The following is a 24754-nucleotide window of genomic DNA, read 5'->3' as shown; positions in this document are numbered from 1 at the left end:
CGGCGCGGCCGACTGGGGCCCGACGCGGGATCAACCGACCGTGCAGGCCACTCCGTTGAGCGAGAAGCCGGTGGCGGCGGCCGCGTTGCCGGTGTGGTTTGCGTTGAACCCGAAGCCGGTGGACCCGCCCGCCGGGATGGCCGCGTTGTAGGCCAGGTCGGTGGCGGTGACCTGCCCGCCGGCAGGGCTGACGGCGGCGTTCCACGCGCTGGTGACGGTCTGTCCGCCGGGCAGCGTGAACTTGACCGACCAGCCGTTGACGGCGCTGCCGCCGGTGTTGGTGACGGTGACGTTCTCGGTCAGGCCGGTGGCCCAGGCGTTGATCTGGGTGCTCACCCGGCACCCGGAGCCGGTCGGCGGCGTGGACGGCGAGGAGGAGGACGACGGCGACGAGGACGGCGAGGGCGAGCCCGCGGTGCCGCCGAGCGCGGTGACGGCCGAGCGGTAGGAGGCCTTCGGCTGGTAGTTGTCGTCGTACATGGTGGCGGCGCCGTAGCCGCCGAACGCGCCGGGGATCCACGAGTCGGCGTCGCCGACGCCCCACTGGGAGATGCCCACGCAGCCGCTGACGGCCAGGCAGTTGGCGATCACCGTGGCGTAGTCGGTGGCCTGCTGGGCCAGGTTCGCGGCACTGGCGGGCACCTGCATCCGGTCGTCGAGTTCGGTGACGGCGACGTCCAGGCCGAGCGCGGCGAAGCGCTGGATGTTGGCCTTCATGGTGCTCGGGATCTGGCCGACGATGAAGTGGCTCTCCAGACCGACGCCGTCGATCGGCACGCCCTGCGACTTGAGCGAGGAGACCAGCTGGTACATGGCGTCGCTCTTCGCGTTGACGCCTTCGATGTTGTAGTCGTTCAGGTAGAGCTTGGCGCTCGGGTCGGCGGCGCGCGCGGTGCGCAGCGCGTCCGCGATGTAGCCGCTGCCCATGGCGTTGTAGAAGGCGCTGGTGCGCAGCGAACCGTCCTCGTTGAAGGGCTCGTTGACGACGTCCCAGGAGTAGACCTGGCCCTTGTAGTGGGTGGCCTGGGTGGTGACGTGGTTCTCCATCGCGGCCTGCACCTGGGCGGCGGGCAGGCTGCCGACCCAGGACGGCAGTTGGCTGTGCCAGACCAGGGTGTGGCCGCGCACCCGCATGCTGTGGGCCTTGGCGAAGGAGACGATCTGGTCGCCGGGGCCGAAGTTGAAGGTGGTGGCGGAGGGTTGGGTGGTGTCCCACTTCATCTCGTTGCCGGGGGTGACCATGTCGAACTGGGCGCCGGCGACGGCGGTGAGCGTGGAGTTGCTCAGGTTGGACTGGGTGAGGGCGGTGCCGAAGTAGCGGCCCTTGGCCTCGGCGAGGTCGTGCAGGGTGCCGCCGGCGGCTCCGGCGGGGCCGCTGCCGAGGGTGGCGGCGGCCAGCAGTCCGCCGGCGGCGGCGACGGCGAGCGCCGCGAGGGCGCGCCCGCGCCGGAGTGCTGCGCGCAACTGTGCAGCCATGGTTCGTCCTTCCGGGGGTGGGTGGGTGGACGGACCGTACGGTCGGGTGCGCTCCCCGGGCAACGGACCGCCGCTGCACCGGTCGGCAGCGTCAACGGGCTTGATACACAAGGACGTTCGACGGAAGTCAGCCCCGCCCGAGCCCCGACCTGCGGCGGGCCGGGAGAACGGCGGAGCGGCCGCCGCCCGCGGATCACGGGTCGACGGCCGCTCCAACCGGCCCGGCGGGTGCGAAAGTTACAGCGCGCCGAGCTCCTTGCCCATGCAGATGCTGAGCTCGTGGTCCTTGTAGAAGCCGAACTTGCGGATCTCGGCGTAGCCCTCGGAGGTGTACAGGCCGACGGCCTCCGGCTGCAGGGTGCCGGTCTCCAGCACCAGCCGGGTGCGGCCGGCGGCGATCGCGGCGGCTTCGAGGTGGCGCAGCAGGGTGCGGGCGTAGCCCTTGCCTCGGGCGGCGGGGACGACGTACATCCGCTTGAGTTCGGCGTCGCCGTCGCGCAGGCCGTCCGCGTCGCGCTCCTTGACCCGCCAGCCGCCGCAGGCCACCGGCTCGCCGTCCTGGTAGCCGATCACGAACAGCCCGGCGGGCGGGTCGAAGTGGTCGGTGTGCATGGCGGTCTGGTCGCCGTCGCCGTAGCGCAGGACGTACTCCTGCTGGACGTCGGCGGCGAGCTGCTGGGCGTCGGGGTGTCCGAAGCCGGTGGTGCGGATCTCCATGTCGGTCAAGGGTACGGGCCGCTATCGGGCGGCCGTGAGGCGGGCGACCAGATCGTTCTTGCCGAACAGTCGGGCGGCGTCGAGCGCGGAGGGCGTGCCGGCGTGCGGGTCGGCGCCGTGGGCGAGCAGGGCGTCGACGACCTCGGCGGCGCCCTTGAAGACGGCGCCGGCCAGCGGGGTCTGGGCGCGGTCGTTGGCCCGATCGGGTTCGGCGCCGCGTTCCAGCAGTGCGGTGACGGTGGCGGCGTGGCCGTGGTAGGCGGCGAGCATCAGCAGGGTGTCGCCGCGGTCGTTGGTGAGGTCGGCGGGCACGCCGGCGTCGAGGTGGGCGGCCAGCAGCGCGGTGTCGCCGGTGCGGGCGGCGTCGAACAGGCGGCCGGCGAGGGCGACGACCTCGGGGTCGGGCGGAGTGTGGTCGGTCATGCGCGAACGGTAGCGGACGCCACTCGGGGCGTGGTTCCGGACGGCCGTTCGGGCGATCTCCGGACGGGCGGGGCGCGGTCGCGGCGGGCGGCCCGGTGAGATCCACCCGTTTGCCGCACACCATCATCTATTACTTTTTGTCACCATAAAGGCACTTTCTGTCACACTGTCCCCGCCCTTTGTGAGGAGCGTCCCGTGATTCTCTCCATCTCCGGCATCGTGCTGTTCGGCGTCATCGCCTTCCTGTTCTTCCGCCGGGACGGGCTGAAGATCTCGCATGCCCTGGTGTGCGCGCTGTTCGGCTTCTACGTCGCGGGCTCCTCGATCGCCCCGAGCATCCAGGCGGGCGGCGCGAGCCTGGCCAGCCTGATCGGCGGCCTGAAGTTCTGAACCGTCCCGGCTCCCGGCGGCCCGGGCGCGGAGGTCCCACCGCCCCGGGCCGTTCGCCGACCCGGGCCGACCCCGCCCCCGCCCGACCCACCGCCACCACCCCATCCCGCCACCGGAGCCCGCATGTCCTTCACCCGCCACTTCCACCGGGGCCGCGACCTCGCCCGCACCGCCGGCGACCACGCCGCCGACGTGTTCGCACCGCTGACCGTGATCGGCCGCGGCCTGCGCCGCCACGCCGACTGGACCAAGGCCCGCTGGGCGGCCACCCCGAAGGAGCGCCGCGGCCCGACGCTGCTGGTCGGCGCGGCCGTCACGATCGGCGTCTTCCTGCTGCCGCACGGCCCGCTGATGGCGCTCGTCGCCCTGGTCGCCTCGGCCGCCTGGGCCGGCCGCGGCCCCAAGTCCGAACCCGAACCGGAGGCGGACCTCGCCGACACCAAGCTGACCGCGCTGTACGCGGCGCTCACCCCGTACCTCGGCGGGATCGACGAGCCGTTCGCGCTGTACCGGCTGGACGGCGAGTGGCGGGCGGCGTTCTCCGGCTGGGAGTTCGACCCGGACGGCCGCCTCACCGCGCTGGAGATCTCCTACCCGGCGTACTTCACCGACACCGAGCCCGCCGCCCGGGCCCGGATCGAGCAGGTCGTGCAGGGCAAGGCCGGCCGCTCCCGGGAGTACCGCTTCGACTGGGACGAGGAGATCAACCGGCTGCGGGTGAGCGCGCTCGCCCCGCTGCCCGCCGACATCGTGGCGCAGCGGTTCGTCACCGCGCCGGGCGAGATCGTGCTCGGCTTCACCGACGGCGCGGGCAGCAACCGCACCATTCCGGTCGAGCAGGGCGGGGCCACCGAGCAGCAGCCGCCGGTGGTGTGGCGGGTCGGCCCGCGCTCCGCCGAACCGCACCTGCTGGCCCTCGGCACCGCCGGGTACGGCACCTCGACGCTGCTGCGCTCGATCGCCCTGCAGGCGCTGCCGCACGGCGACCTGGTGGTGGTCGACGGGGCGAGCACCGGCGAGCACGCCTGCCTGGTGAACCGTCCCGGCGTGTACACCGTGGAGACCAGCCTGCACGGGGCGCTGGCCGCGCTGGACTGGGTGGCGAAGGAGACCGAGCGCCGGCTGATCGCGCTGAACGCGGCCCGCCACCACGGGGTGGCCGCGCCGGCCGACGTCACCCGGCCGCTGTGGATCCTGCTGGACCACCTCACCGAGCTGTCCGAGCTCGCCCACGCCGAGGGCCGCACCGACCCGCAGGAGCTGCTGGAGGTGCCGCTGCGGCACGGCCGGTCGGCGCGCGTCACGGTGGTGTTCGTCGACGACCTGGAGGCCCGCCACCGGATCGCCGCCACCGTGCACGCCTGCACCCGGGCCCGGGTGGTGCTCGGTCCGATCACCTCCGAGTCCGGCTCCGCCGGGCTGGGCGTCCCGCTGGACATCGCGCCCGCCGCGCACACCCCGCCCGGCCGCGGCTACGCCCGGATCGGCACCGCGGCCCCCGTCCGGGTGCAGGTCCCGGTCACGGTGGACCCGCTCGACGAGGAGGCCCCGCAGGCGCTGCGCGAGGCGGTGGTCGCGCTGCTGCCGCACCGTGACACCCGCACCGAGGAGTCCCCGTCCGCCGGAGCGGAGGTCACGGGGGCGCAGGCCGCCGGGACCGAGCCGGAGCGGGCCGAGGTCCGGCTGACCAAGGACCACGCCCCCGCGCAGCCCGGGATGGCCTGACGACCCGCCCTCGGCCTTTCCTCGACGTTCCCTCGACCATCTCTTCGAACGCTCTGCGCGCGCCGACCAGAAGTGCACAAAATGTGACACGCCGGGTGATATCACCGCTCAGATGTGACAAATCGGGCGACCATGGGTACAAACAGGGGCGGCACGACAGGCGACGTATGTCCCGGACGGGAATCTTCGTCGGAGGTCGGGCGTTGGACCCATCGACGAAGACAGCGACCACTAGTCCTGTGGGCAAGAAGCCCGGGAGGCACGATTCATGAGCGAGCGAGCTCTCCGCGGCACGCGACTCGGGGCGACCAGCTACGAGACCGACCGCGGCATTGATCTGGCACCGCGCCAGACCGTCGAATACGCATGTCAGAACGGGCACCGATTCGAGGTTCCGTTCTCGGTCGAGGCGGAGATCCCCGTGGTGTGGGAGTGCCGTTTCTGTGGCCAGGAGGCCGCACTCCTCGACGGCGACGAGCCGGAGGAGAAGAAGACCAAGCCCACACGTACCCACTGGGACATGCTGATGGAGCGCCGGACCCGCGAAGAGCTCGAGGAGGTCCTGGCCGAGCGCCTGGCCGTCCTCCGCTCCGGCGGGATGAACCTGGCGGTCCACCCGCGGGATTCCCGCAAGTCCGCCTGACGGACCGAAACCCGCACCACTGCCGAAGGGCCCCGGAAGTTCCGGGGCCCTTCGGCGTTGCCTGCTGTTGCCTGCTGTTGCCTGCTGCCGGGATCAGGAGCGGATCACGGGGCGATCGGCGGCCGGTACTCGGTGTCCGGCCCCTTCGGGCCGGCCGGCGGGTCGACGACCTCGCCCTGGACGATCTTGCCGTCCGGGCGGTGGATGCGCAGCTGCTCCTGCAGGCGCATCGCGTCCGCGAACCGGTCCGCACCGACCGGGGCGGTGGAGCGCAGCACGCTGCCGGTGAGCCGGCGGGCGACGGCGCGCCACACGGCGCGGGTCGGCGGGAGCAGCAGGGTGGCGGCCAGCAGGTCCGACAGGAAGCCCGGCAGGATCAGCAGCACACCGGCCAGCACCGTCATCGAGGTGCCGGTCTGCGGCTGCGCGGACTGCGGGTCCTTGGACAGCTCGACGGCCGCGCGGAACGCCCGCGCCCCGGCGCGCTTGATCACCGTGCCGCCCAGGAACACCCCGGCCAGCAACAGCACCAACGTCAGGAACCAGCCCACCCAGCCGGCCACCACGGTGACCAGCCAGATCTCCAGCACCAGCCAGACGGCGATCAACAGCGGCACGATCCGGGCAAGGCGCCCACGCCGGGTCGGACGGGCCGGGGTTGCTTGCTGGGACACGGTACGGATCCACTCCATCGCGGTGCTCTCAGCGACGACCGGCGACTCCGGCCGCATTCACGGCACCACCCTGCACAACGGCCCACCGGGCCCGCGTGTTCCGCCGTGCGGGCCCGTCGCCCGCCCCGCCGCCCGCTCGGGCCTGCTCGGCTACTCGGTGTCGGACCTGCCTCAGGGATGCTTCCCGCCCGCTGCAAGGCGGCAGGCCGGGCAGCGGCAGGGACCCGCTCCGGCCCCACGCTCCGTTGCCCACAGCCCCACTGCCCGACATCGGACCCGCGTGGCGCCCCGGGGCCGCGAAGCCGAAGGCCGACGGGCCGCCGAGCACGAACCTCCCGCCCTCGCCCGGCGACGCTCCGCGCCCCGCCGCCCGAACTGTGACGCGACCTGTCGACCGCTCAGGCCTGCTTGGCCGCCCGGCGACGCAGCAGGCCCGTCGCGAAGGCCAACAGGCCACCGAGCGCAAACCTCCCGCCCTCGCCCGGGCGACGCTCCTGCTCCACCGCCCAGGCCCTGACGCGTCCCGCCGCCCGCCCGGGCCTGCTCGGCTACTCGGTGTCGGACCTGCCTCAGGGATGCTTCCCGCCCGCTGCAAGGCGGCAGGCCGGGCAGCGGCAGGGACCCGCTCCGGCCCCACGCTCCGTTGCCCACAGCCCCACTGCCCGACATCGGACCCGCGTGGCGCCCCGGGGCCGCGAAGCCGAAGGCCGACGGGCCACTGAGCGCAAACCTCCCGCCCTCGCCCGGCGGCACTCCGTGCCCCGCCGCCCGCTCAGGCCTGCTTGGCCGCCCGGCGGCGCTGCAGGCCCGTCGCGAAGGCCAACAGGCCACCGAGCGCAAACCTCCCGCCCTCGCCCGGGCGACGCTCCTGCTCCACCGCCCAGGCCCTGACGCGTCCCGCCGCCCGCCCGGGCCTGCTCGGCTACTCGGTGTCGGACCTGCCTCAGGGATGCTTCCCGCCCGCTGCAAGGCGGCAGGCCGGGCAGCGGCAGGGACCCGCTCCGGCCCCACGCTCCGTTGCCCACAGCCCCACTGCCCGACATCGGACCCGCGTGGCGCCCCGGGGCCGCGAAGCCGAAGGCCGACGGGCCACTGAGCGCAAACCTCCCGCCCTCGCCCGGCGGCACTCCGTGCCCCGCCGCCCGCTCAGGCCTGCTTGGCCGCCCGGCGGCGCTGCAGGCCCGTCGCGGCGGCGAAGGCGCAGGCCAGCAGGCCGCCGAGGGCGAGGATCCATTCGGGGCCGGCGCCGACCTTGTCGGCGATGGTCTGGCCGTCGCGCAGCGGGACCACGGCGTTGAGGACCTCCTGGTCGAGCTCCGCGGTGCGCTGCTGGACCTCGCCGTCCGGGGTGATCACGGCGCTGACGCCGCTGGTGGCCGCGATCAGCACGGCCCGGCCGTGCTCGACGGCGCGCAGTCGGGACATCGCCAGCTGCTGCTCGGTCTGGCCGGTCCGGTTGTAGGTGGCGTTGTTGGTCTGGACGACCAGCACCCGGCCGCCCTGGTTGACGGTGTCGCGGACGATCTCGTCGTACGCCACCTCGAAGCAGATCACGTCGCCGATCCGGGCCGGGCCGAGGTGCATGACGCCGCTGCCGGTGCCGGGGTAGAAGTCGCGGGCGACCCGCTGCAGGCGGGTGATCACCTTGGACAGTTCGGCGCGGAACGGCACGTACTCGCCGAACGGCACCGGGTGCTGCTTGGTGTAGGACTCCCCCGGGCCGGTCGTCGGGTCCCACACGATGCCCTCGTTGCGCACGTGCTGCTGGTCCGGTCCGTCGACCAGGGCGCCGACCAGGGTGGGGACGCCGATGGTCTTCACGGCCTCGTCGATCCGGGCGTAGGCCGCCGGGTCGGTGAACGGGTCGAGGTCGGAGGCGTTCTCCGGCCAGATCACCACGTCGGGCTTGGGCACCCGGCCGGCGGCGACGTCCGCGGCGAGCTGCTCGGTGGTCTTGGCGTGGTTGTTGAGCACCAGCATCGGCCGGCCCAGGAAGTCCATGCCGGGCCGGTCCACGTTGCCCTGGACGATCGCGACCTTCACGGTGTCGGCGGCCGCGGTCGGCACCGGCACGACATAGCCGATCAGCACCAGCGCGACGGCCGCCAGGCCGCCCGCGACGGTGCGCCACGGCAGCACGGCGGTGCCGGCCCGGCGGGCCCGCAGCACGCACAGCGCCGCCCAGGCGAGCAGCGTGCCGCAGCCGGCCACCGCGAAAGTCACCAGCGGGGCGCCGCCGAGCGCGGCGAGCGGCGTGAACGGGCTGGCGGTGTTGGCGAACGCCAGGCGGCCCCAGGGGAAGCCGCCGAACGGAAGCCGGTCACGGGCCCACTCCTGGGTCACCCAGAGCATCGCGGCCCACAGCGGCCAGCCGCGCAGCTTCGAGGTCAGCGCCAGGCCCGCGCCCATCAGCGCGAGGAACAGCGCTTCGATCGCCGACAGGCCGATCACGCCGTCCCAGCCCACCACCCGCAGCCAGGACAGCAGCACCACGAAGAACGGCACTCCGAACACGAAGCCCAGCCAGGCCCCGTGCCGGGCCCGCCGCCCCCGGGTCAGCAGCGTCAGCGCCGCCACCCCGAGGATCGACAGCGGCCACACGTCGTACGGCGGGAAGGCGAACGCCATCGCCGTCCCGCACACCGCGGCCAGCCCCGTCCGGGCCCACCATCCCCCGCGGCCGGGGCGCTGCGGCGCGCTGTCCGCCTGCCCCTCGGTCACGGGGTGCTCCTGCGAAACGGGCAGTGCCACCTGCGCACCATCTCTCTACTTCGTACGACGTCCCCCGAAAGGTACCTCACCCTAAGAGACGGTCTGCTGGCCCTGGTGGGTGTGGACCGTCCGGCCCCGGACGACGGTGCGCAGGCAGGTGGGAAGGGGCTCGCCGGGGGTGAGGTCGGGGAGGCCGGGGGTGCCGGAGCGGGGGTCGGTGGACCAGCCGGCGATGCGGTTGTCGGGGGCCTGGACGACCAGGTCGGTGGTGGCCCAGATCGCGTAGGAGGCGATCGCGCCGGGCACCAGGACGCCGTCCGCGTCGTGGCCGAGGGCGCGGTGGCCGCCCCGGGTATGGGCGGTGAACGCGGCGCGCACCGAGATCCGGTGCTCGGGGGTGCGGTGGAACGCGGCGGCGCGGACGGTGCCCCACGGGTCGAGCGGGGTGACGGGCGCGTCGGAGCCGAAGGCCAGCGGGATGCCGGCCCGCAGCATCGCGGCGAACGGGTTGAGCCGCGCGGCGCGGTCGGCGCCGAGGCGTTCGGCGTACATGCCGTCGGGGCCGCCCCAGGCGGCGTCGAAGGCGGGCTGGACGGAGGCGGTCAGGCCGAGTTCGGCGAACGCGGCGAGGGTCTCCGGGGTGAGCGCCTCGGCGTGCTCGACGCGGTGGCGCATCGCCTTGACGCGTTCGGCGCCGAGCTTGTCGCCGGCGGCGCGGACGCCTTCGACGACGGCGGTGATCGCGGCGTCGCCGATGGCGTGGAACCCGGCCTGCAGGCCGGCCTCGGTGCAGGCGGCGACGTGCTCGGCGATCTGCCCGGCCGTCAGGTAGGCGACGCCGGTGTGGTCGGTGTCGGCGTAGTCCTCGTGCAGGCAGGCGGTGTGCGAGCCGAGCGCGCCGTCGACGAACAGGTCGCCGCCGGCGCCGACCGCGCCGAGCCGCTTGGCGGTCTCGACGCCCGCGGCGCCGAGCTCGCCCCAGTAGCCGAACACCTCGGGGCCGGGGGTCTCGGCGGCGAGGGCGAGCAGCGCGGCGAGGTCCTCGGCGGAGGAGATGTCGGGGCCGGCGCACTCGTGCAGCGCGCCGATGCCGAGTTCGGCGGCGCGGCGCAGCGTGGCGAGCTGGGCGTCGCGGCGCTGGGCGGGCGTGAGGTGGGCGAGCGCGGCGCGGCGGACGGCGTGGTGGGCGTCCTGGGTGAGCGGGCCGTCGACGGAGTACCCGGCGCAGTCGGCCAGCGCCGGGACGAGGGCGCGCAGGGCGCTGGTGGCGAGGCCGGAGTGGACGTCGGTGCGGGACAGGTAGAGCGCGGCCCCGCCGGCGGCGGCGTCGAGTTCGGCGAGCGAGGGGGCGCGGTGCTCGGGCCAGCGGGTCTCGTCCCAGCCGTGGCCGAGCAGGACGCCGTCGGCGCCGCCCGCGGTGAACTCGGCGATCGCGGCGAGCGCTTCGGCGAGCGAGGCGCCGGCGGTGAGGTCGAGGCCGGTCAGGGCGAGGCCGGTGGAGGTGGCGTGCACGTGGGCGTCGACGAACGCGGGGGTGACCAGGGCGCCCTGCAGGTCGACGATCTCGTCGGCGACGTCGGCGTACGCCTCGGCGGCTCCGTCGCTGCCGACCCAGGCGATGTGTTCGCCCTCGACCAGCATGGCGGTGGCGAAGGGGTCGGCGGGGCTGTAGACGTTGCCGCCGCGCAGCAGGACGGTCCGGTCGGTGCGTTCGGTCATGGCGACCAGTCTCGCACCCTGGCCGATCGCACAGTCGGGGGGTCAGAGCTTCGGGGGGCGGGCCTCGTACGGGGTGGAGAGGACGACGGTGGTGCGGGTGGACACGCCGGCGGCGGAGCGGATCCGGGCGAGCAGGTCCTCCAGGTCGCCGGGGCCGGGGACGCGGACCTTGAGGATGTAGTTCTCGTCGCCGGCGACGCTGTGGCAGGCCTCGATCTCGGGGAGGGCGACCAGGCGTTCGGGGGTGTCGTCGGGGGCGCTGGGGTCGAACGGCTTGACGGAGATGAACGCGGTGAGCGCCAGATCGACCGCCTCGGGGTCGACGATGGCGGTGTAGCCGCGGATGACGCCGCGCTGTTCGAGGCGGCGCACCCGCTGGTGCACGGCCGAGGTGGACAGGCCGGTGGCCTTGCCCAGGTCGGTGTAGCTCATCCGTCCGTCCTGCAGCAGCAGCTGGACGATGCGCTGGTCGAGTTCCTCCACAAGGCGTCAACCTACTCGATGGACGGCCGGGCTGTGCAGACAGCTCGCTGGGGGCGCATTCGGGGGGCACATGCCAACGGAATGTGGCGAGGAACACACTTGGTGCATCACCGTGCGCCGGAGCGCAGGGTTATGACGCGTCGTCAGCGGGAAGTGCTGCTGGTGGCCCGGTCAACGAGTGATTCCGGCCCGATCCGAGGGGGATCAGATGCCTTCCACCGACCAGCGTCCCGACGTCGAGGACGAACCCGTCGCGTCCGAGCCGCCCTTCGGGACGGACCCGGGCGCGGCCGACAACTGGGACATCGTCCGGGTGCACTGCCCGGCCTGCGACCGCCCGATCGCCCTGATCGGGGACGAGGAGAGCCTGCCGCAGCACGCGGTGCTGCCCTCCGCGTGGAACCCCTTCCAATCGGCGATCTGCCGGGGCACCGGCACGCCGACGGCCGACCTGCCGGAGAGCGTGGAGCAGCCCGAGCAGGGCGCCGTCGAGAACCTGGTGGCGCTGCCCACGGCGCTGGACTGGCGCACCCAGCCGTTCTCGCACGCGGGCGCCCACCGCGCGGTGCGCGCCCTGGTGCCCGCGCAGCGCGACCGCCGGGCGGCCTGACCCGCCCGTTCCCGTCGAGGGCGCCGCGGCTCCGGTGCCCTCCGGGAGCCCCCCGCCCGGCCACGTAGGCTGGCCGGATGACCGATGCCTTCCCCGACCTGTCCGCGCTGGCCGCGGGCCTGCTCGCGCTGCCGCCGTCGCTGGGCCCGGTGCGACTGGTCGCGGTGGACGGGCACGCCGGTTCCGGCAAGACCACCTTCGCCGGCCGGCTGGCGGTGGCGCTGGGCGGCGCACCGGTGGTGCACCTGGACGATCTGGCGACCCATCGGGAACCGTTCGGCTGGGTGGACCGGCTGCGCGCCCAGGTGCTGGAGCCGCTGGGACGGGGCGAGTCGGCCCGGCACGGCGTGTACGACTGGACGGCCCGGGAGTTCGACGACGTGGTGACGGTGCCGCCGGCCCCCGTGGTGCTGCTGGAGGGAGTGGGCGCGGGCCGGCGGGCGGTGCGCCCGGCGCTGGCGGCGCTGCTGTGGATGGAGCTGGACGCGGCGGCGGCGCGGGCCCGCGGCGAGCTGCGGGACGGTCCGGAACTGGCCGAGTTCTGGGCGGGTTGGGCGGTCGCGGAACGGGCGCACTTCGCCGCCGATCCGAGCCGTCCGTTCGCCTCGCTGCGGGTCGACGGGATCACCAGGCGGATCGTCGGGGACACCCTGAGTGAACCGTTTGAACCACTCTTGACCTGCGACGTCGCCAGGATCTAAGTTCAGCCTGTCGCGGAAATCAGTTGAATCCGCAACCACAGACACGGCGTCTCCGGCTTGTTCCCCCGTGAGCCGGAGACGCCGTTCCCTTGCGCCCGGTGTGGTGTTCGCGCCCCCAACACCCGATCGTCTCGCGCCATTTGACCCGCGCGCCACCCTTACGGATCAGCTCCGCGCCGGTACCATGCCCACGCAGGCCCGTTTGAAGCGGCCCGAGGTCTGGCGGGGGGCGTCAGTGACGGTGGAGAGTTCCGGCGGCAAGGGGCCCGCCGCGGCGGGGCCGGATCCGGAGGCCGACCGCTCGTGGTCGCGTGCCATGGACGCCTACACGGCCGGTTCCTACGCCCGCGCGGAGGAGGAGTTCAAGGCCGCGGTCCGGGTCGACCCGGGCATGGCGGACGCCTGGCTGGGCCTGCACGCGCTGCGCAGCGACACCGCCGGCGCGCTGCTGGCGATGCACCGGCACCGGGAGCGGTTCGGCGAGCAGCGCGAGCGGCACCGGCGCCCGCTCAGTTCCTGGTACTGGCTGGGCTGGTGGGTGCAGCCGGTGCTGGAGAGCGCGCAGGACCTCGCCCTGGCGCACGCCTCGCACTGGCTGGACGGGCGTCATCTCACCGAGCTGGACCAGGCGTTGGCGTCCTGTCCGACGCCGGAGCAGGAGCCCGCGGTGCGGTTCCTGCACGCCTGTCGCTCCTACCTGCTGAAGGACTGGGAGCAGCTGATCCGGGACACCGACCGGCTGCTCGACGATCCGGTGCTGGGCATCGAGGCCGGCCTGTTCGCGGGAATGGCCCGGGTCCGGCTCGACATGTGTGCGCAGGCGCAGCGCCCGCTGGCGGCCTCGCTGGCCCGCTGCCGCTCCGAGCAGCCGCAGCGCAAGGAGTTGCGCTACTGGCTGGGCCGGGCGTACGAGGGCGCGGGGCGCAGCGCGGCGGCGCTGCCGCTGTACCGGGCGGTGCACCGGGCCGATCCGGCGTTCATGGACACCGAGCAGCGGCTGGCGGCGATCTCCGCCGAGGACGGGCTGCTGGACGGCGCGGCGCTGTCGGGCGAGTCGTACGGCGAGTACCGGGGCGCGGTGGTGGAGACCGCGGTCGAGACCTTGGGGGACGTCGAGCCGGAGCGGGCCCAGCCGCCGGCCGGGGAGCCGCGCGGCGGGCAGCTGGCCGAACGGGCGTCCGCCGCTTCGCCGTTACCCCTGCGGCTGGGCAACTGGCCTGCGGCGGCGGCGATTCCGCCGGCCGGTCCGAACCCCGGTCCGGCGGCCCGGCTGGAGCTGGACCAGGCGCTGGCGGAGCTGGAGGCGATGGTCGGCCTCGACCCGGTGAAGCGTCAAGTACGGGCGCTGTCGGCGCAGTTGCGAATGGCTCGGCTGCGCGCGGACCGGGGGCTGCCGGTGCAGCCGCCGAAACGGCACTTCGTGTTCTCCGGGCCCTCGGGCACCGGCAAGACCACGGTGGCGCGGATCCTCGGCCGGGTCTTCCACGCCCTCGGGCTGCTCTCCGGCGACCACCTGGTGGAGGCGCAACGAGCCGACCTGGTGGGCGAGTTCCTCGGGCAGACGGCGGTGAAGGCGAACGAGCTGATCGACTCGGCGCTGGACGGCGTGCTGTTCATCGACGAGGCCTACTCGCTGGCCAACTCCGGCTACAGCAAGGGTGACGCGTTCGGCGACGAGGCCCTGCAGGTGCTGCTGAAGCGCGCCGAGGACAACCGGGACCGGCTGGTGGTGATCCTGGCCGGCTACCCGGAGGGCATGAACCGGCTGCTGGCGACCAACCCGGGCCTGAACTCGCGGTTCACCACCCGGGTCGACTTCCCCTCCTACCGCCCGGCCGAACTCGCCGAGATCGGCGCCCAGTTGGCCGGCGCCGACGGCGACGACTGGGACGTCGACGCGGCCGAGGAGCTGGCCTCGATCTGCGCCCACGTGGTCACCGAGGGCTGGATCGACCAGCTCGGCAACGGCCGCTTCATCCGCACCCTCTACGAAAAGTCCTGCGCCTACCGGGACTTGCGGCTCTCCGGCCAACGCGGCATCCCGTCCCGCGAGGACCTGTCGACCCTGCGCCTGCCCGACCTCCTCCAGGCGTACGGCGAGCTGATCGACGGCCGGCAGTGACGGAGCGGGGTCGCGCCCGTCAGCGGTGGACGACGGTGCGGCCGCCGATCACCCAGATGTTGGCCGGGGTCGGGGTGCACCTGGTGGCGCGCGGCGGGTTCTCGGGGTGCAGCAGGTCGGCGCCGGCCCAGCCCGCTCGGAGGTGGCCCTCGGCGTCGGCCGGGTAGAAGCTGAATCCGGTCTCGGGGTGCCAGCCGGCCGGTCCGGTGGTCGGCGCGCTGCCGTCGGCGGGGGTGGCGGAGGCGCTCGTCACCGGCCCGGTGACGGTCACGACGCCGCCGTCGACGACCAGGCAGTCGACGTCGAACTCGACCCGGGCGGTGCCCTCACCGTCGAAGACGTGCTCGGCGATGACGTGTCCGCTGGTTCGGCCGTGCTCGGTGCGGGCCTCCACCCGGGCGGTGAACCGCTGGCCCGGGTTGGGGCCGGGGCCGCTCTGGTTGAACAGCGTCCAGCTGTGCACGCTCAGGTGCCGACCGGAGTCCTGGGCCGCTGCGGCGGGGCCGGCGGCGCCGACGGTCCCGGCGATCAGCGTTGCCGTGGCGGCGGCGGCCAGGGCGGTGGAAGCGGACTTGCGCATCGTCAATCCTCCATACTGAAAAGGGAGTCGGGCACCTCGTCCGACATCCGCAATCCTTCCGCCCGCGCTGCCGCGCGCCATCGGCCCGGGGCAGGAGCCGCTGTCGGCACGGCGCACGAGGGCCGTCTCCTTCCGGCGGACGGCACCGCGGGCGCGGCGTCCGCCGGGAGGAGGATGCACCCGCTGGACGGCAGCCGCCAGGCGTGGGCTCAGGGCGCCGGGGCGGTCTCCCGCACTCCGGTCAGGAAAGCGGTGAGGACGCGTCGCAGCCGCGGTTCGACCTCGACGATCGCGTGGCCGAGGCGGGGGTCGGAGGCGTAGAGGGCCTGCAGGCGGGGGCCGGGGGTGGCCATCTGCCAGAGGGCGCCGGCCATGCCGGTGGCGGTGGCGGCGAGGTCGAGCACCTGCTGTTCCGTCAGGCCGAGGAGGCGGTTCAACTCCGCGCCGATCAGGTCGACTTCGTCCAGCGTGACGAGCTTGAAGGCGCGCACGGCGTCCAGTGAGACGTTGCGCTCCAGGTTGAGCGGGGCCTGGGCGAGCAGGTCGCAGAACATCGGGCGGGCCGACAGGGTGGCGGCGAGCACCTCGGCGATCTCGGCGGGGGTGGCGTGCGCGCGGGCCGCGAGATCGGCGCGCAGCGCGCCGGACCACTCGCGCCAGCCCTGGGCGGTGAGTTCGAGGAAGATCTGCTCCCTGGTCTCGAAGTACCGGAGCAGCGCCGACTTGTGCATGCCCACTTCGGCGGCGATGTCCGTGAGGGTGACGTCGCGGATGCCGCGCCCTTCGCCGAGCGCGCGGGCCGCGTCCAGGATCGCCCCTTCGCGCGCCTGCTTGGCCTCGGCGCTGCGCGCCCGTCGGAAGGCTGGCTGAGTCATGGGGCCATTCTAGGAGCCGCTAACGCAACAGTGTTGCGCTATTAAGAGAACGGTGTTGTACTAAACCCATGAGCGATGAAGCGCGCACCACCCAGCAGCAGGTCTGGTTCATCACCGGTTCGTCCCGCGGCTTCGGCCGCGCCCTGGTCACCGCCGCCCTCGAAGCGGGCGACCTGGTCGTCGCCACCGCCCGCCGCCCCGAGCCCCTCGCCGCGGAACTCGCCGAGTACGGCGACCGCGTCCTCACCGTGCCCCTGGACGTCACCGACCCCGTGGCGGCGCAGAGCGCGATCGACGCCGCGCTCGCCCGCTTCGGCCGCATCGACGTGCTGGTGAACAACGCCGGCTACGCGAACGTCTCGCCGGTCGAGACCTCGGACGACGCCGACTTCCGCGCCCAGTTCGAGACCAACTTCTGGGGCGTCTACCACGTCACCAAGGCGGCGCTGCCCGCACTGCGACGGCAGGGGTCGGGCACCGTCGTGCAGTTCTCCTCGGTCGGCGGGCGGGTCGGCGGCTCCCCCGGCATCGCCTCCTACCAGGCCGCCAAGTTCGCCGTCGACGGCTTCACCCGGGTGCTGGCCACCGAGACCGCGCCGTTCGGCATCCGGTACCTGGTGGTCGAGCCGAGCGGCTTCGCCACCGACTGGGCGGGCGCCTCGATGACCGCCTTTCCCGTCCCCGAGGCCTACGACGAAACGGTCGGCGCGATGAACCGGCGGATGCGCCAGGGCGAGGCCGGGGCCGCCGGCGACCCGGAGCGCGCCGCCGCGATCATCGTCCGCACGGTCAAGCGCGGCGACGCCCCGAGCCACCTGCTGCTCGGTGTGAACGCGGTGACCATGGCGCTCGACTGGTCCCGCCGCCAGCTCGCCGAGGCGACCGCCTGGGAGCAGGTCAGCCGCTCCGCCGACTTCGCCGAGCCGTACCCGGTGGAACTGCCGTGAACGGCGGCGGCCCCGCCGCAACGAGTGCGACGGGGCCGGGAGCAGCGGGTGATCAGTGTCGGTGGTCCGGGTCGTGGACCTCGCCGACCAGCTCCTCCAGCACGTCCTCCAGGGCGACCAGGCCGAGCTGGCGGCCGTCCGCGTCGACCACGGCCGCCAGGTGGGCGGCGGCGCGGCGCATGGAGGCGAGCGCGTCGTCCAGCCGCAGGCCGGAGCGGACCACGGTGATCGGCCGCCACAGCCGGTCCGGGACGGGCGCCGTCAGGTCGTCGACCTCCAGCGAGTCCTTGACGTGCAGGTAGCCGAGCACGATGCCCTGCTCGTCGGCGACCGGGAACCGCGAGAAGCCGGTGCGCACGGCGAGCTGCTGGATCTGGTCGCCGGTGACATCACGGCCCACGGTGACCAGCTGGTCGGCGGGCAGCAGCACCTCGGTGACCGGGCGGCTGCCCATCTCCAGGGCGTCCTCCAGGCGTTCGCGACGGGTGTCGTCGAGCAGGCCGGCCTCGCCGGAGTCGGCCAGCAGGTGCAGCAGCTGCTCGCTGGTGAACACCGAGTTGACCTCGTCCTTGGGCTCGACCCGGAACAGCCGCAGCACGCCGTTGGCGAAGGCGTTCAGCAGGGTGATCACCGGGGCCAGCCAGCGGGCCAGCCGGTCCAGCGGCGGGCCGAGCCAGAGCGCGGCCTTCTCCGGTCCGGCCAGCGCCAGGTTCTTCGGCACCATCTCGCCGATCACCATGTGCAGGAACACCACCAGGCTGAGCGCGATGGCGTAGCTGAGCAGGTGCATCGCCGAGTCGGGCACGCCGAGCGCGTGGAAGGCGGGCTCCAGCAGGTGCGCGATGGTCGGCTCGGCGAGCGCGCCGAGCAGCAGCGAGCAGACGGTGATGCCGAGCTGGGCGGCGGCCAGCATCGCGGAGACGTTGGACAGCGCGTGCAGCACGGTGCGGGCCCGCCGGTTGCCGGCCTCGGCGAGCGGTTCGATCTGGCTGCGGCGCACCGAGATGACGGCGAACTCGGCGCCGACGAAGAAGGCGTTGCCGAGCAGCAGGAGCAGCGAGAAGGCGAGTTGCAGGGCGCTCATCGGTTGCTGTCCTGGTCCTCGTGGTCGTCCTCGGAGCGGGTGCGGCGCACCTCGACCCGGCTGGTGCGGTGGCGGTCGACGGCGGTCACCGTCAGTTCCCAGCCCGGCAGTTCGACGCTCTCGCCGACGGCGGGGAGCTTGCCGAGCAGGTCGGCGAGCAGTCCGCCGAGGGTCTCGTAGGGGCCGTCGGGGGCGTGCAGGCCGATCATGGCGAGCTGGTCGAGCCGGGCCCGGCCGTCGGCGTCCCAGACCGGCAGTCCGTCGCGCGGGGCGAGCGGGCGCAGGTCGGGGGTGTCGGCGGGGTCGTGCTCGTCCTGGACCTCGCCGACCACCTCTTCGACGATGTCCTCGATGGTGGCGACGCCGGCGGTGCCGCCGTACTCGTCGACCACCACGGCCATCGGTTCGCGGCCGCGCAGCAGGTCGAGCAGGCGCTCGGCGGGCAGCGTCTCGGGGACCAGCAGCGGCGGGGACGCCAGGTGGCGGACCTTGGTGTGGTCGCGGCGGTCCGCGGGGACGGCCAGGGCGTCCTTGAGCGTGACGGTGCCGGTGACGTTGTCCAGGCTGTCGCTGTACACCGGGAAGCGGCTCAGCCCGGTGGCCCGGGTGAGGTTGAGCACGTCGCCGGCGGTGGCGTCCTGCTGGAGCGCGGCGACGTCGATCCGCGGCGTCATGACGGATTCCGCGGTCAGCTCGCGCAGGCCCAGGGTGCGCACGAACAGCGTCGCCGACTCCTCGTCCATCGCGCCGGCCTGGTACGAGTGCCGGGCGAGCGCGAGGAGTTCGTCGGCGGTGCGGGCGTGGCCGAGTTCCTCCTGCGGCTCGACGCCGAAGAGCCGGACGATCCGGTTGGCGGAGCCGTTCAGGAACGCGATCAGCGGGCGGCAGGCGGCGGAGAACACCCGCTGCGGTCCGACCACGGCGTAGGCGACCTGCATCGGGTGGGAGATCGCCCAGTTCTTCGGGACGAGTTCGCCGATCACCATCTGCAGCACGGTGGCCAGCACCAGGCCGACGATCAGCGCGGTGCCGCGGGCCGCCGAGTCGGGCAGGCCGACGCCGGTGAACACCGGCGAGAGCAGGGTGGACAGCGCCGGCTCGGCGAGCATGCCGACCACCAGCGAGGTGATGGTGATGCCCAGCTGGGCGCCGGAGAGCTGGAAGGACAGTTCGTGCAGGGCCTTGGCCAGGCCCTTCGCCCGGCCGTCGCCGGTGGCCGCGGCGCGTTCGACGGTACCGCGGTCGGCGGTCACGAACGCGAACTCGGCGGCCACGAACAGGCCGTTGGCGAGGATGAGCAGGAAGGCCGCGAGCAGCAGGAGCCAGGCGGTGGTCATCGGGCCGCCCGCCTTCCCTGGCTCGGAATGTGCATGGCGGCGCGGGTACTACCGGACGGATCGTCCATCGAGGGGAGGTGTCACTCCTCAGGTCGCGGGTGGACGCGGCAGGCCTGACACTGGTGGGCTTTGCCGCGGTTTTACCAGCGTAGACGATACCCGAACGGTCCTCCGGCGCTGTTCGGCCGGGCTGCCGGGGGCGTGTCAGCCCCGGGCCGCGCCCCGCTCCTCGACCAGGTCGCGCAGCGTGCGGGCGGCCGTGACGGCCTGGTCGCGTCCGCCGGCGGGCTGGATGCCGACGGCGGCCAGCGCGGTGCCGTCGGCGAGGTCGAGCATCACCCACGGGTCGCCGTGCTTGAGGTTGACCCGGACCACCTCGGCCCAGGCCAGCCGGCGACTGCGGACGAAGTTGACCACCGTCAGCCCGTCGGCGTCGGCGACCACCTTGGGCCGGGCCAGCATCAGGCCGACCGCGGCGAACAGCAGCCCGCTGATCACCATCATCACCCGGTCCCTGAGCTGCCAGTTCTCCGGCAGCACGACGGCGAGCACGGCGAACAGCACCACCATCAGGGCGCCCAGCGTGAGCAGCACGGCACGGTTGCGGCGGGGGGCCCAGGTGACGGGCAGAGTGAGGGGGGTCGACACGGGTGGCTCCAAGAAGAAGCGGGGGCCGCCGGGCGGGCGACCCCCGTTCCGGTGACGGATCAGATGCGGCAGGCGTGGATGTTGGTGACCAGGATGGCGCGGGCGCCGATCGCCCACAGGTCGTCCATGATCCGCTGGGCCTCCTTGCGGAGCACCATGGAGCGGACCGCGACCCAGCCGGCGGTGTGCAGCGGCGACACGGTCGGCGACTCCAGGCCGGGCGTGAGCGCGACGGCCGCGCTGACGTTCTCGGCCCGGATGTCGTAGTCCATCAGCACGTAGCGGCGGGCCACCAGCACGCCCTGCAGGCGGCGCAGGAACTGGTCGACGCCGGCGTCCTGACCGGCGCCCTTGGGCCGGACCACCACGGCGTCGGAGATCAGGATCGGGTCGCCGAACACCTCCAGGCCGGCGTTGCGCAGGCTGGTGCCGGTCTCCACCACGTCGGCGATCACGTCGGCGACGCCGAGGTGCACGGCGGTCTCCACCGCGCCGTCCAGCTTGGTGACGGTGGCCTTCACGCCGTGCTCGGCGAGGTGCTGCTCGACCAGCCCGGTGTACGAGGTGGCGATCCGCAGGCCGTCGAGGTCCTGCACGGTGGCGATCTCGGCGCCGACCGGCTTGGCGAACCGGAAGGTCGAGCCGGCGAAGCCGAGGGCGAGCACCTCCTCGGCGTCCGAGGCGGAGTCCAGCAGGAGGTCCCGGCCGGTGATGCCGATGTCGAGCCGGCCGGAGCCGACGTAGACGGCGATGTCACGCGGGCGCAGGAAGAAGAACTCGACCTGGTTGTCCGGGTCGACCAGGACGAGTTCCTTGGGGTCCTTGCGCTGCCGGTAGCCGGCCTCATGGAGCATCTCCGCCGCGGGACCCGAGAGCGAACCCTTGTTGGGGACGGCGATGCGGAGCATGAGAGGCGAACCCTTCGTCGACTGCGGTGGGATTTACAGGTACTTGTAAACGTCTTCGAGCGTCAGCCCGCGAGCGATCATCATCACCTGGACGTGGTAGAGGAGCTGAGACATCTCCTCCGCCGCTTCCTCGGGCGACTGGTACTCGGCGGCCATCCAGACCTCGGCGGCCTCCTCGACGACCTTCTTGCCGATGGCGTGAACGCCCTGCTGCACGAGCTGGGCGGTGCGGGAGGTCTCGGGGTCGCCGGTGGCGGCCTTCTGCTGGAGCTCTGCGAAGAGCTCCTCGAATGTCTTGGAAGCCATGATGACCTCACCTTACGGGGTGCGGGCTGACGGGCGGTAAACGGTTCCGCACCGTGGACAGTCCGTTGGACATCCGAACGGACCGCCACGGTGCGATCAGCCGATCAACGCCAGGGCTCGACGACCTCGCGGAGCGCGGCCGCGGTGGCGACGGCGGCGGTCGCCGCCTCGTGGCCCTTGTCCTCGACGGAGTCGGGCAGCCCGGCCCGGTCCAGCGCCTGCTGCTCGGTGTCGCAGGTCAGCACGCCGAAGCCGACCGGGACGCCGGTGTCCACCGCGACCTGGGTCAGGCCGAGCGTCGCGCCCTGGCAGACGTAGTCGAAGTGCGGGGTGCCGCCGCGCACCACCACGCCCAGGGCGACGATCGCGTCGTAGCCGCGACCGGCCAGCTGCTTGGCCGCGACCGGCAGCTCGAAGGTGCCGGGGACGCGGACCACGCTCGGCTCCTCGATCCCGACCTCCTTGAGCGCGCGCAGCGCGCCCTCCAGCAGCCCGTTCATCACCTGGTCGTGCCACTGCGCGGCGACGATCGCGACCCGCAGGTCGGCGCAGTTCTGCGGGGACAGCACGGGGGCTCCGTGTCCGGCCATTTCAGTTCCTCTTTCGACGGTGCGTCAGAACGGGTGCTTCGACGGCTGCTTGTCGTCGACGGCTATTTGTTGTCGTCCTCTAGCCACGGCAGGTCGTGGCCCATTCGGTCGCGCTTGGTGCGCAGGTAGCGCAGGTTGTGTGCGCCGGCGGCGGTGGGCAGCGGGCGGCGGGCGGCGACCTTCAGACCGTGCTCGGTGAGCGCGGCCTGCTTGGCCGGGTTGTTGGAGAGCAGGGTGAGCGAGCGCACCCCCAGGTCGGCGAGCATCTGCGCGCCGATCGAGTAGTCGCGGGCGTCGGCGGGCAGCCCCTGGTCGAGGTTGGCATCGACGGTGTCACGGCCCTGCTCCTGGAGCTGGTAGGCGCGCAGCTTGTGGGTCAGTCCGATGCCGCGGCCCTCGTGGCCGCGCAGGTAGAGCACCACGCCGCGGCCGGCCTCGGCGACGGCGCGCAGCGAGGCGTGCAGCTGCGGGCCGCAGTCGCAGCGCAGCGAGCTGAACACGTCGCCGGTCAGGCACTCGGAGTGCACCCGCACCAGCACGTCCTCGCCGTCGGGGAGCTTCCCGTCGGCGTCCAGGCCGCCGGCCACCAGGGCCAGGTGCTCGACGCCGTCGATGGTGCCGCGGTAGCCGACGGCGGTGAACTCGCCGTGGTCGGTGGGCAGTCCGGTGACGGCGACGCGGTCGACGTGCAGTTCGGTGCGGCGCCGGTAGGCGATCAGGTCGGCGATGGAGATGATCGCCAGGCCGTGCCGGCGGGCGAAGGCGTGCAGCTCGGGCAGCCGGGCCATGGTGCCGTCGTCGTTGACCACCTCGGCGATCGCCGCGGCGGGGGCGAGGCCGGCCAGCCGGGCCAGGTCGACGGCGGCCTCGGTGTGCCCGCCGCGCGCCAGCACGCCGCCGTCCACCGCGCGCAGCGGGAAGACGTGGCCGGGCCGGGTGAGGTCGCCGGGCTCGGTGCCTGGCGAGGCCAGCAGCCGGACGGTGCGGGCCCGGTCGGCGGCGGAGATGCCGGTGTCGATGCCCTCGCGGGCGTCCACCGAGACGGTGTAGGCGGTGCCCTTGCGGTCCTCGTTGACCTGGGTCATCGGGGGCAGCCGGAGCCGGTCGAGCTCGGCGCCGGTCATCGGGGCGCAGACCACGCCGGAGCTGTAGCGGATGGTGAAGGCCATCAGCTCGGGGGTGGCGGCCGACGCGGCGAACACCAGGTCGCCCTCGTTCTCGCGGTCCTCGTCGTCGACCACGACCACGGCACGGCCGAGCGCGATGTCGGCGATGGCGCGTTCGACCGGGTCGAGGGCGATCGGTTCTTCGGGCTGGTCGGCGCTCATGCGGCAACTCCCTCGGCGCGCGGGACGGTTCGGACGGTGCGGGCCTTCGTCCACCAGCTGGCCAGACCGGCCACCACCAGGACGAAGTAGACGGTGAAGGTGAGCGCGGAGAACACGTAGCCATGGGCGTAGCTGTACGGCACGCTGATCACGTCGACGGCGATCCAGGCGAACCAGAACTCCACCCAGCCGCGGGCCTGGGCGTACATCGCGGCCAGCGTTCCGGTGAAGATGTACGCGTCCAGCAGCGGGTTCCAGGACAGCTTCGGGAAGGCGTTGAACAGCGCGGCGACGGCGGCGGTGCCGGCCGCGGTGGCCAGGACCAGCACGGCGCGCTGCCGCCAGCCGGCGAACCGGACCTCGATCTCGCCGGTGTCGCGGCGGCCGCGGTTCCACTGGGTCCAGCCCCAGACCGCGGTGACCACGACGATCACCTGCTTGCCGATCAGGCCGGGCACCTGCCCGCCGAGGAACACGCTGATCAGCACGGCGCCGGCCAGCAGCTGGGCGGGCCAGGTGAGCACGGAGCGCCGCCAGCCGAACGCCAGCCCGGCGAGCCCTATCAGGTTGCCGACCATGTCGGCCACCTTCACCTTCTCGCCGAAGGCGGTGAAGGTCAGATCTGCGATCGCGCTCACTTGGATTCCCCCAGGGTGTCGGGCAGTGCACGGGTTTCGAGCAGTCGTTCCACGTACTTGGCGAGCACGTCCACCTCCAGGTTGACGGGGTCGCCCACCGCCTTCACCCCGAGCGTGGTCAGGGCGAGCGTGGCGGGGATCAGCGAGACGGTGAAGCTGTCCAGGGCCGCCTCGACGACGGTGAGGCTCACTCCGTCCACGGTGATCGACCCCTTCTCCACCAGGTAGCGCGAGATCGGCTGCGGCAGGGAGAAACGCACCACCTCCCAGCGCGGATTCCCGTCGGCGTCCAGGTCGCCCGGCTCGCGGGAGAGCAGGGTGCCGGTGGCGTCGACGTGGCCCTGCACCAGGTGGCCGCCGAGTCGGGCGCCGAGCGCCATCGCCCGCTCCAGGTTGACCCGGGAGCCGGGGCGCAGCGCGCCGAGGCTGGAGCGGCGCAGCGTCTCGCGCATCACGTCGGCGCTGAACTCGCCGTCGCGCTTGGCCAGTTGCTCGCTGTCGTCGACGACGGTGAGACACACGCCGTTGACCGCGATGGAGTCGCCGTGGCGGGCGTCCGCGGTGACCAGCGGGCCGCGCAGGCGGATTCGCGAGGATTCGCCGATCTCCTCGATGGAGACAACCTCGCCGAGCTCTTCGATGATGCCAGTGAACACCCGGGTTCTCCTCGCGCTTAGGGCGCGGACTCCGGGGCGGCATTCGGGAGTTGACTGCGGACGTGGCGTGCCGAGGACGCCCCCGCGAGGCCATGACTCGTCGTCGTGGCACGGGTTCGCCGCCGGAAATGCCGTGCTTCCGCACCCCGGCCCTCGGGTGGGCCGTGGTGTGAACACACCTGTCCGCCGCGCACGCCTCCCATCCGGACTTTAACCGTCGGTCCAGGAATTTCACCTGGTCAACCGGCCGCTGGCTGCGGACGGGTCGCGGACTGTAACCGCCGGCTCGGAATTTCACCGACCCCGGAGTGCGCTGAACGTCACTGCTACTGCACCAGCATTCTTGCACGCGCATGTACGTCGAAGGCAAGAAACGCTCCCTGTGGCCTGGTTCACGCCCCGGGGCGCAGGGTGGAGGTGAGCGCCCCCGCACGGGGGGCTCCCGGCCGAGGAGTTGAGCGA

General features: G+C 73.2%; 25 protein-coding genes and 1 riboswitch. Of the genes, 7 read left to right on the top strand and 18 right to left on the bottom strand.

The features are described 5' to 3' along the window. Positions 1–30: 30 nt before the first annotated feature. The 3 genes from ACI1MP_RS31890 to ACI1MP_RS31880 all read right to left on the bottom strand — a co-directional run bounded on the left by ACI1MP_RS31890 (position 31) and on the right by ACI1MP_RS31880 (position 2616). Complete coding sequence (locus ACI1MP_RS31890) at positions 31–1476, bottom strand: endo-1,4-beta-xylanase (protein ID WP_404870125.1); 1446 nt, start codon at positions 1474–1476, stop codon at positions 31–33. Between the two features lie 237 nt (positions 1477–1713). Next, positions 1714–2193 (bottom strand): GNAT family N-acetyltransferase, encoded by a 480-nt coding sequence (locus ACI1MP_RS31885; RefSeq protein ID WP_363480382.1) that lies wholly within the window; start codon positions 2191–2193, stop codon positions 1714–1716. A 21-nt stretch (positions 2194–2214) separates the two neighbouring features. Next, entirely contained in the window at positions 2215–2616 is a 402-nt protein-coding gene (locus ACI1MP_RS31880; RefSeq protein ID WP_404870124.1) for an ankyrin repeat domain-containing protein, read from the bottom strand. Between the two features lie 195 nt (positions 2617–2811). Between ACI1MP_RS31880 and ACI1MP_RS31875 the strand changes: the two genes are divergently transcribed. From ACI1MP_RS31875 to ACI1MP_RS31865, 3 genes are all read left to right on the top strand, one after another. After that, the gene (locus ACI1MP_RS31875; protein ID WP_014134294.1) at positions 2812–3006 is read left to right on the top strand and encodes a hypothetical protein; all 195 of its coding nucleotides are present in this window, start codon (positions 2812–2814) and stop codon (positions 3004–3006) included. A 123-nt stretch (positions 3007–3129) separates the two neighbouring features. After that, complete coding sequence (locus ACI1MP_RS31870) at positions 3130–4731, top strand: hypothetical protein (RefSeq protein ID WP_404870123.1); 1602 nt, start codon at positions 3130–3132, stop codon at positions 4729–4731. Between the two features lie 268 nt (positions 4732–4999). Beyond that, positions 5000–5374: an RNA polymerase-binding protein RbpA gene (locus ACI1MP_RS31865; protein WP_043908226.1), complete on the top strand. Its 375-nt coding sequence runs from the start codon at positions 5000–5002 to the stop codon at positions 5372–5374. A 104-nt stretch (positions 5375–5478) separates the two neighbouring features. Here ACI1MP_RS31865 and fxsA read toward each other — a convergent pair whose 3' ends face one another. From fxsA to ACI1MP_RS31845, 4 genes are all read right to left on the bottom strand, one after another. Next, the gene (gene fxsA / locus ACI1MP_RS31860; protein ID WP_043909382.1) at positions 5479–6048 is read right to left on the bottom strand and encodes an FxsA family membrane protein; all 570 of its coding nucleotides are present in this window, start codon (positions 6046–6048) and stop codon (positions 5479–5481) included. 1146 nt (positions 6049–7194) lie between these two features. Further along, complete coding sequence (gene lnt, locus ACI1MP_RS31855; RefSeq protein WP_380333590.1) at positions 7195–8769, bottom strand: apolipoprotein N-acyltransferase; 1575 nt, start codon at positions 8767–8769, stop codon at positions 7195–7197. A gap of 81 nt (positions 8770–8850) precedes the next feature. Beyond that, entirely contained in the window at positions 8851–10479 is a 1629-nt protein-coding gene (locus tag ACI1MP_RS31850) for an amidohydrolase (protein WP_404870122.1), read from the bottom strand. A 42-nt stretch (positions 10480–10521) separates the two neighbouring features. Then, positions 10522–10962, bottom strand: coding sequence for an Lrp/AsnC family transcriptional regulator (locus ACI1MP_RS31845; protein ID WP_035859581.1), 441 nt, complete (start codon positions 10960–10962; stop codon positions 10522–10524). Between the two features lie 208 nt (positions 10963–11170). On the opposite strand from ACI1MP_RS31845, the gene ACI1MP_RS31840 reads away from it, so the two are divergent. From ACI1MP_RS31840 to ACI1MP_RS31830, 3 genes are all read left to right on the top strand, one after another. After that, positions 11171–11572: a hypothetical protein gene (locus ACI1MP_RS31840; RefSeq protein WP_380333592.1), complete on the top strand. Its 402-nt coding sequence runs from the start codon at positions 11171–11173 to the stop codon at positions 11570–11572. Between the two features lie 77 nt (positions 11573–11649). Beyond that, a complete protein-coding gene (locus ACI1MP_RS31835) occupies positions 11650–12273 on the top strand; it encodes a uridine kinase (RefSeq protein ID WP_404870121.1) in 624 nt (207 codons plus the stop codon). 316 nt (positions 12274–12589) lie between these two features. Further along, entirely contained in the window at positions 12590–14395 is a 1806-nt protein-coding gene (locus ACI1MP_RS31830; protein WP_404870860.1) for an AAA family ATPase, read from the top strand. Positions 14396–14414: 19 nt separating this feature from the next. On the opposite strand, the gene ACI1MP_RS31825 is transcribed toward ACI1MP_RS31830, so the two are convergent. Both ACI1MP_RS31825 and ACI1MP_RS31820 read right to left on the bottom strand, forming a co-directional pair. Then, positions 14415–14975: a hypothetical protein gene (locus tag ACI1MP_RS31825; RefSeq protein ID WP_404870120.1), complete on the bottom strand. Its 561-nt coding sequence runs from the start codon at positions 14973–14975 to the stop codon at positions 14415–14417. A 209-nt stretch (positions 14976–15184) separates the two neighbouring features. Further along, complete coding sequence (locus ACI1MP_RS31820; RefSeq protein WP_404870119.1) at positions 15185–15850, bottom strand: TetR family transcriptional regulator; 666 nt, start codon at positions 15848–15850, stop codon at positions 15185–15187. A gap of 68 nt (positions 15851–15918) precedes the next feature. Between ACI1MP_RS31820 and ACI1MP_RS31815 the strand changes: the two genes are divergently transcribed. Then, positions 15919–16797, top strand: coding sequence for an SDR family NAD(P)-dependent oxidoreductase (locus tag ACI1MP_RS31815; RefSeq protein ID WP_404870118.1), 879 nt, complete (start codon positions 15919–15921; stop codon positions 16795–16797). 52 nt (positions 16798–16849) lie between these two features. Here ACI1MP_RS31815 and ACI1MP_RS31810 read toward each other — a convergent pair whose 3' ends face one another. From ACI1MP_RS31810 to ACI1MP_RS31770, 9 genes are all read right to left on the bottom strand, one after another. Beyond that, positions 16850–17881 carry a hemolysin family protein gene (locus ACI1MP_RS31810; protein WP_380333596.1) on the bottom strand — a complete coding sequence of 344 codons (1032 nt, stop codon included), beginning with the start codon at positions 17879–17881 and terminating at the stop codon, positions 16850–16852. Further along, positions 17878–19218, bottom strand: coding sequence for a hemolysin family protein (locus ACI1MP_RS31805; protein ID WP_380333597.1), 1341 nt, complete (start codon positions 19216–19218; stop codon positions 17878–17880). The genes ACI1MP_RS31810 and ACI1MP_RS31805 overlap by 4 nt, the downstream gene beginning before the upstream one ends. A gap of 204 nt (positions 19219–19422) precedes the next feature. After that, positions 19423–19866: a PH domain-containing protein gene (locus ACI1MP_RS31800; protein WP_380333598.1), complete on the bottom strand. Its 444-nt coding sequence runs from the start codon at positions 19864–19866 to the stop codon at positions 19423–19425. Between the two features lie 59 nt (positions 19867–19925). Beyond that, on the bottom strand, positions 19926–20774 hold the full coding sequence (gene hisG / locus ACI1MP_RS31795) for an ATP phosphoribosyltransferase (protein ID WP_043908251.1): 849 nt from the start codon (positions 20772–20774) through the stop codon (positions 19926–19928). A gap of 33 nt (positions 20775–20807) precedes the next feature. Further along, the gene (locus ACI1MP_RS31790; protein ID WP_043908254.1) at positions 20808–21080 is read right to left on the bottom strand and encodes a phosphoribosyl-ATP diphosphatase; all 273 of its coding nucleotides are present in this window, start codon (positions 21078–21080) and stop codon (positions 20808–20810) included. Positions 21081–21184: 104 nt separating this feature from the next. Beyond that, on the bottom strand, positions 21185–21670 hold the full coding sequence (gene ribH, locus ACI1MP_RS31785) for a 6,7-dimethyl-8-ribityllumazine synthase (RefSeq protein WP_043908255.1): 486 nt from the start codon (positions 21668–21670) through the stop codon (positions 21185–21187). A gap of 62 nt (positions 21671–21732) precedes the next feature. Then, positions 21733–22998, bottom strand: coding sequence for a bifunctional 3,4-dihydroxy-2-butanone-4-phosphate synthase/GTP cyclohydrolase II (locus ACI1MP_RS31780; protein ID WP_100585252.1), 1266 nt, complete (start codon positions 22996–22998; stop codon positions 21733–21735). Beyond that, positions 22995–23576, bottom strand: coding sequence for a nicotinamide riboside transporter PnuC (locus ACI1MP_RS31775; protein WP_404870859.1), 582 nt, complete (start codon positions 23574–23576; stop codon positions 22995–22997). Before ACI1MP_RS31775 ends, ACI1MP_RS31780 begins: the two co-directional genes overlap by 4 nt. Before the next feature lie 56 nt (positions 23577–23632). After that, positions 23633–24292: a riboflavin synthase gene (locus ACI1MP_RS31770; RefSeq protein ID WP_380333600.1), complete on the bottom strand. Its 660-nt coding sequence runs from the start codon at positions 24290–24292 to the stop codon at positions 23633–23635. Between the two features lie 187 nt (positions 24293–24479). Continuing rightward, positions 24480–24607: riboswitch (FMN riboswitch) on the bottom strand. Positions 24608–24754 lie beyond the last annotated feature (147 nt).

The sequence above is a fragment of the Kitasatospora griseola genome (assembly GCF_044999035.1).
GTDB lineage: Bacteria > Actinomycetota > Actinomycetes > Streptomycetales > Streptomycetaceae > Kitasatospora > Kitasatospora griseola.
This window is presented reverse-complemented; position numbering and strand designations above follow the sequence as displayed.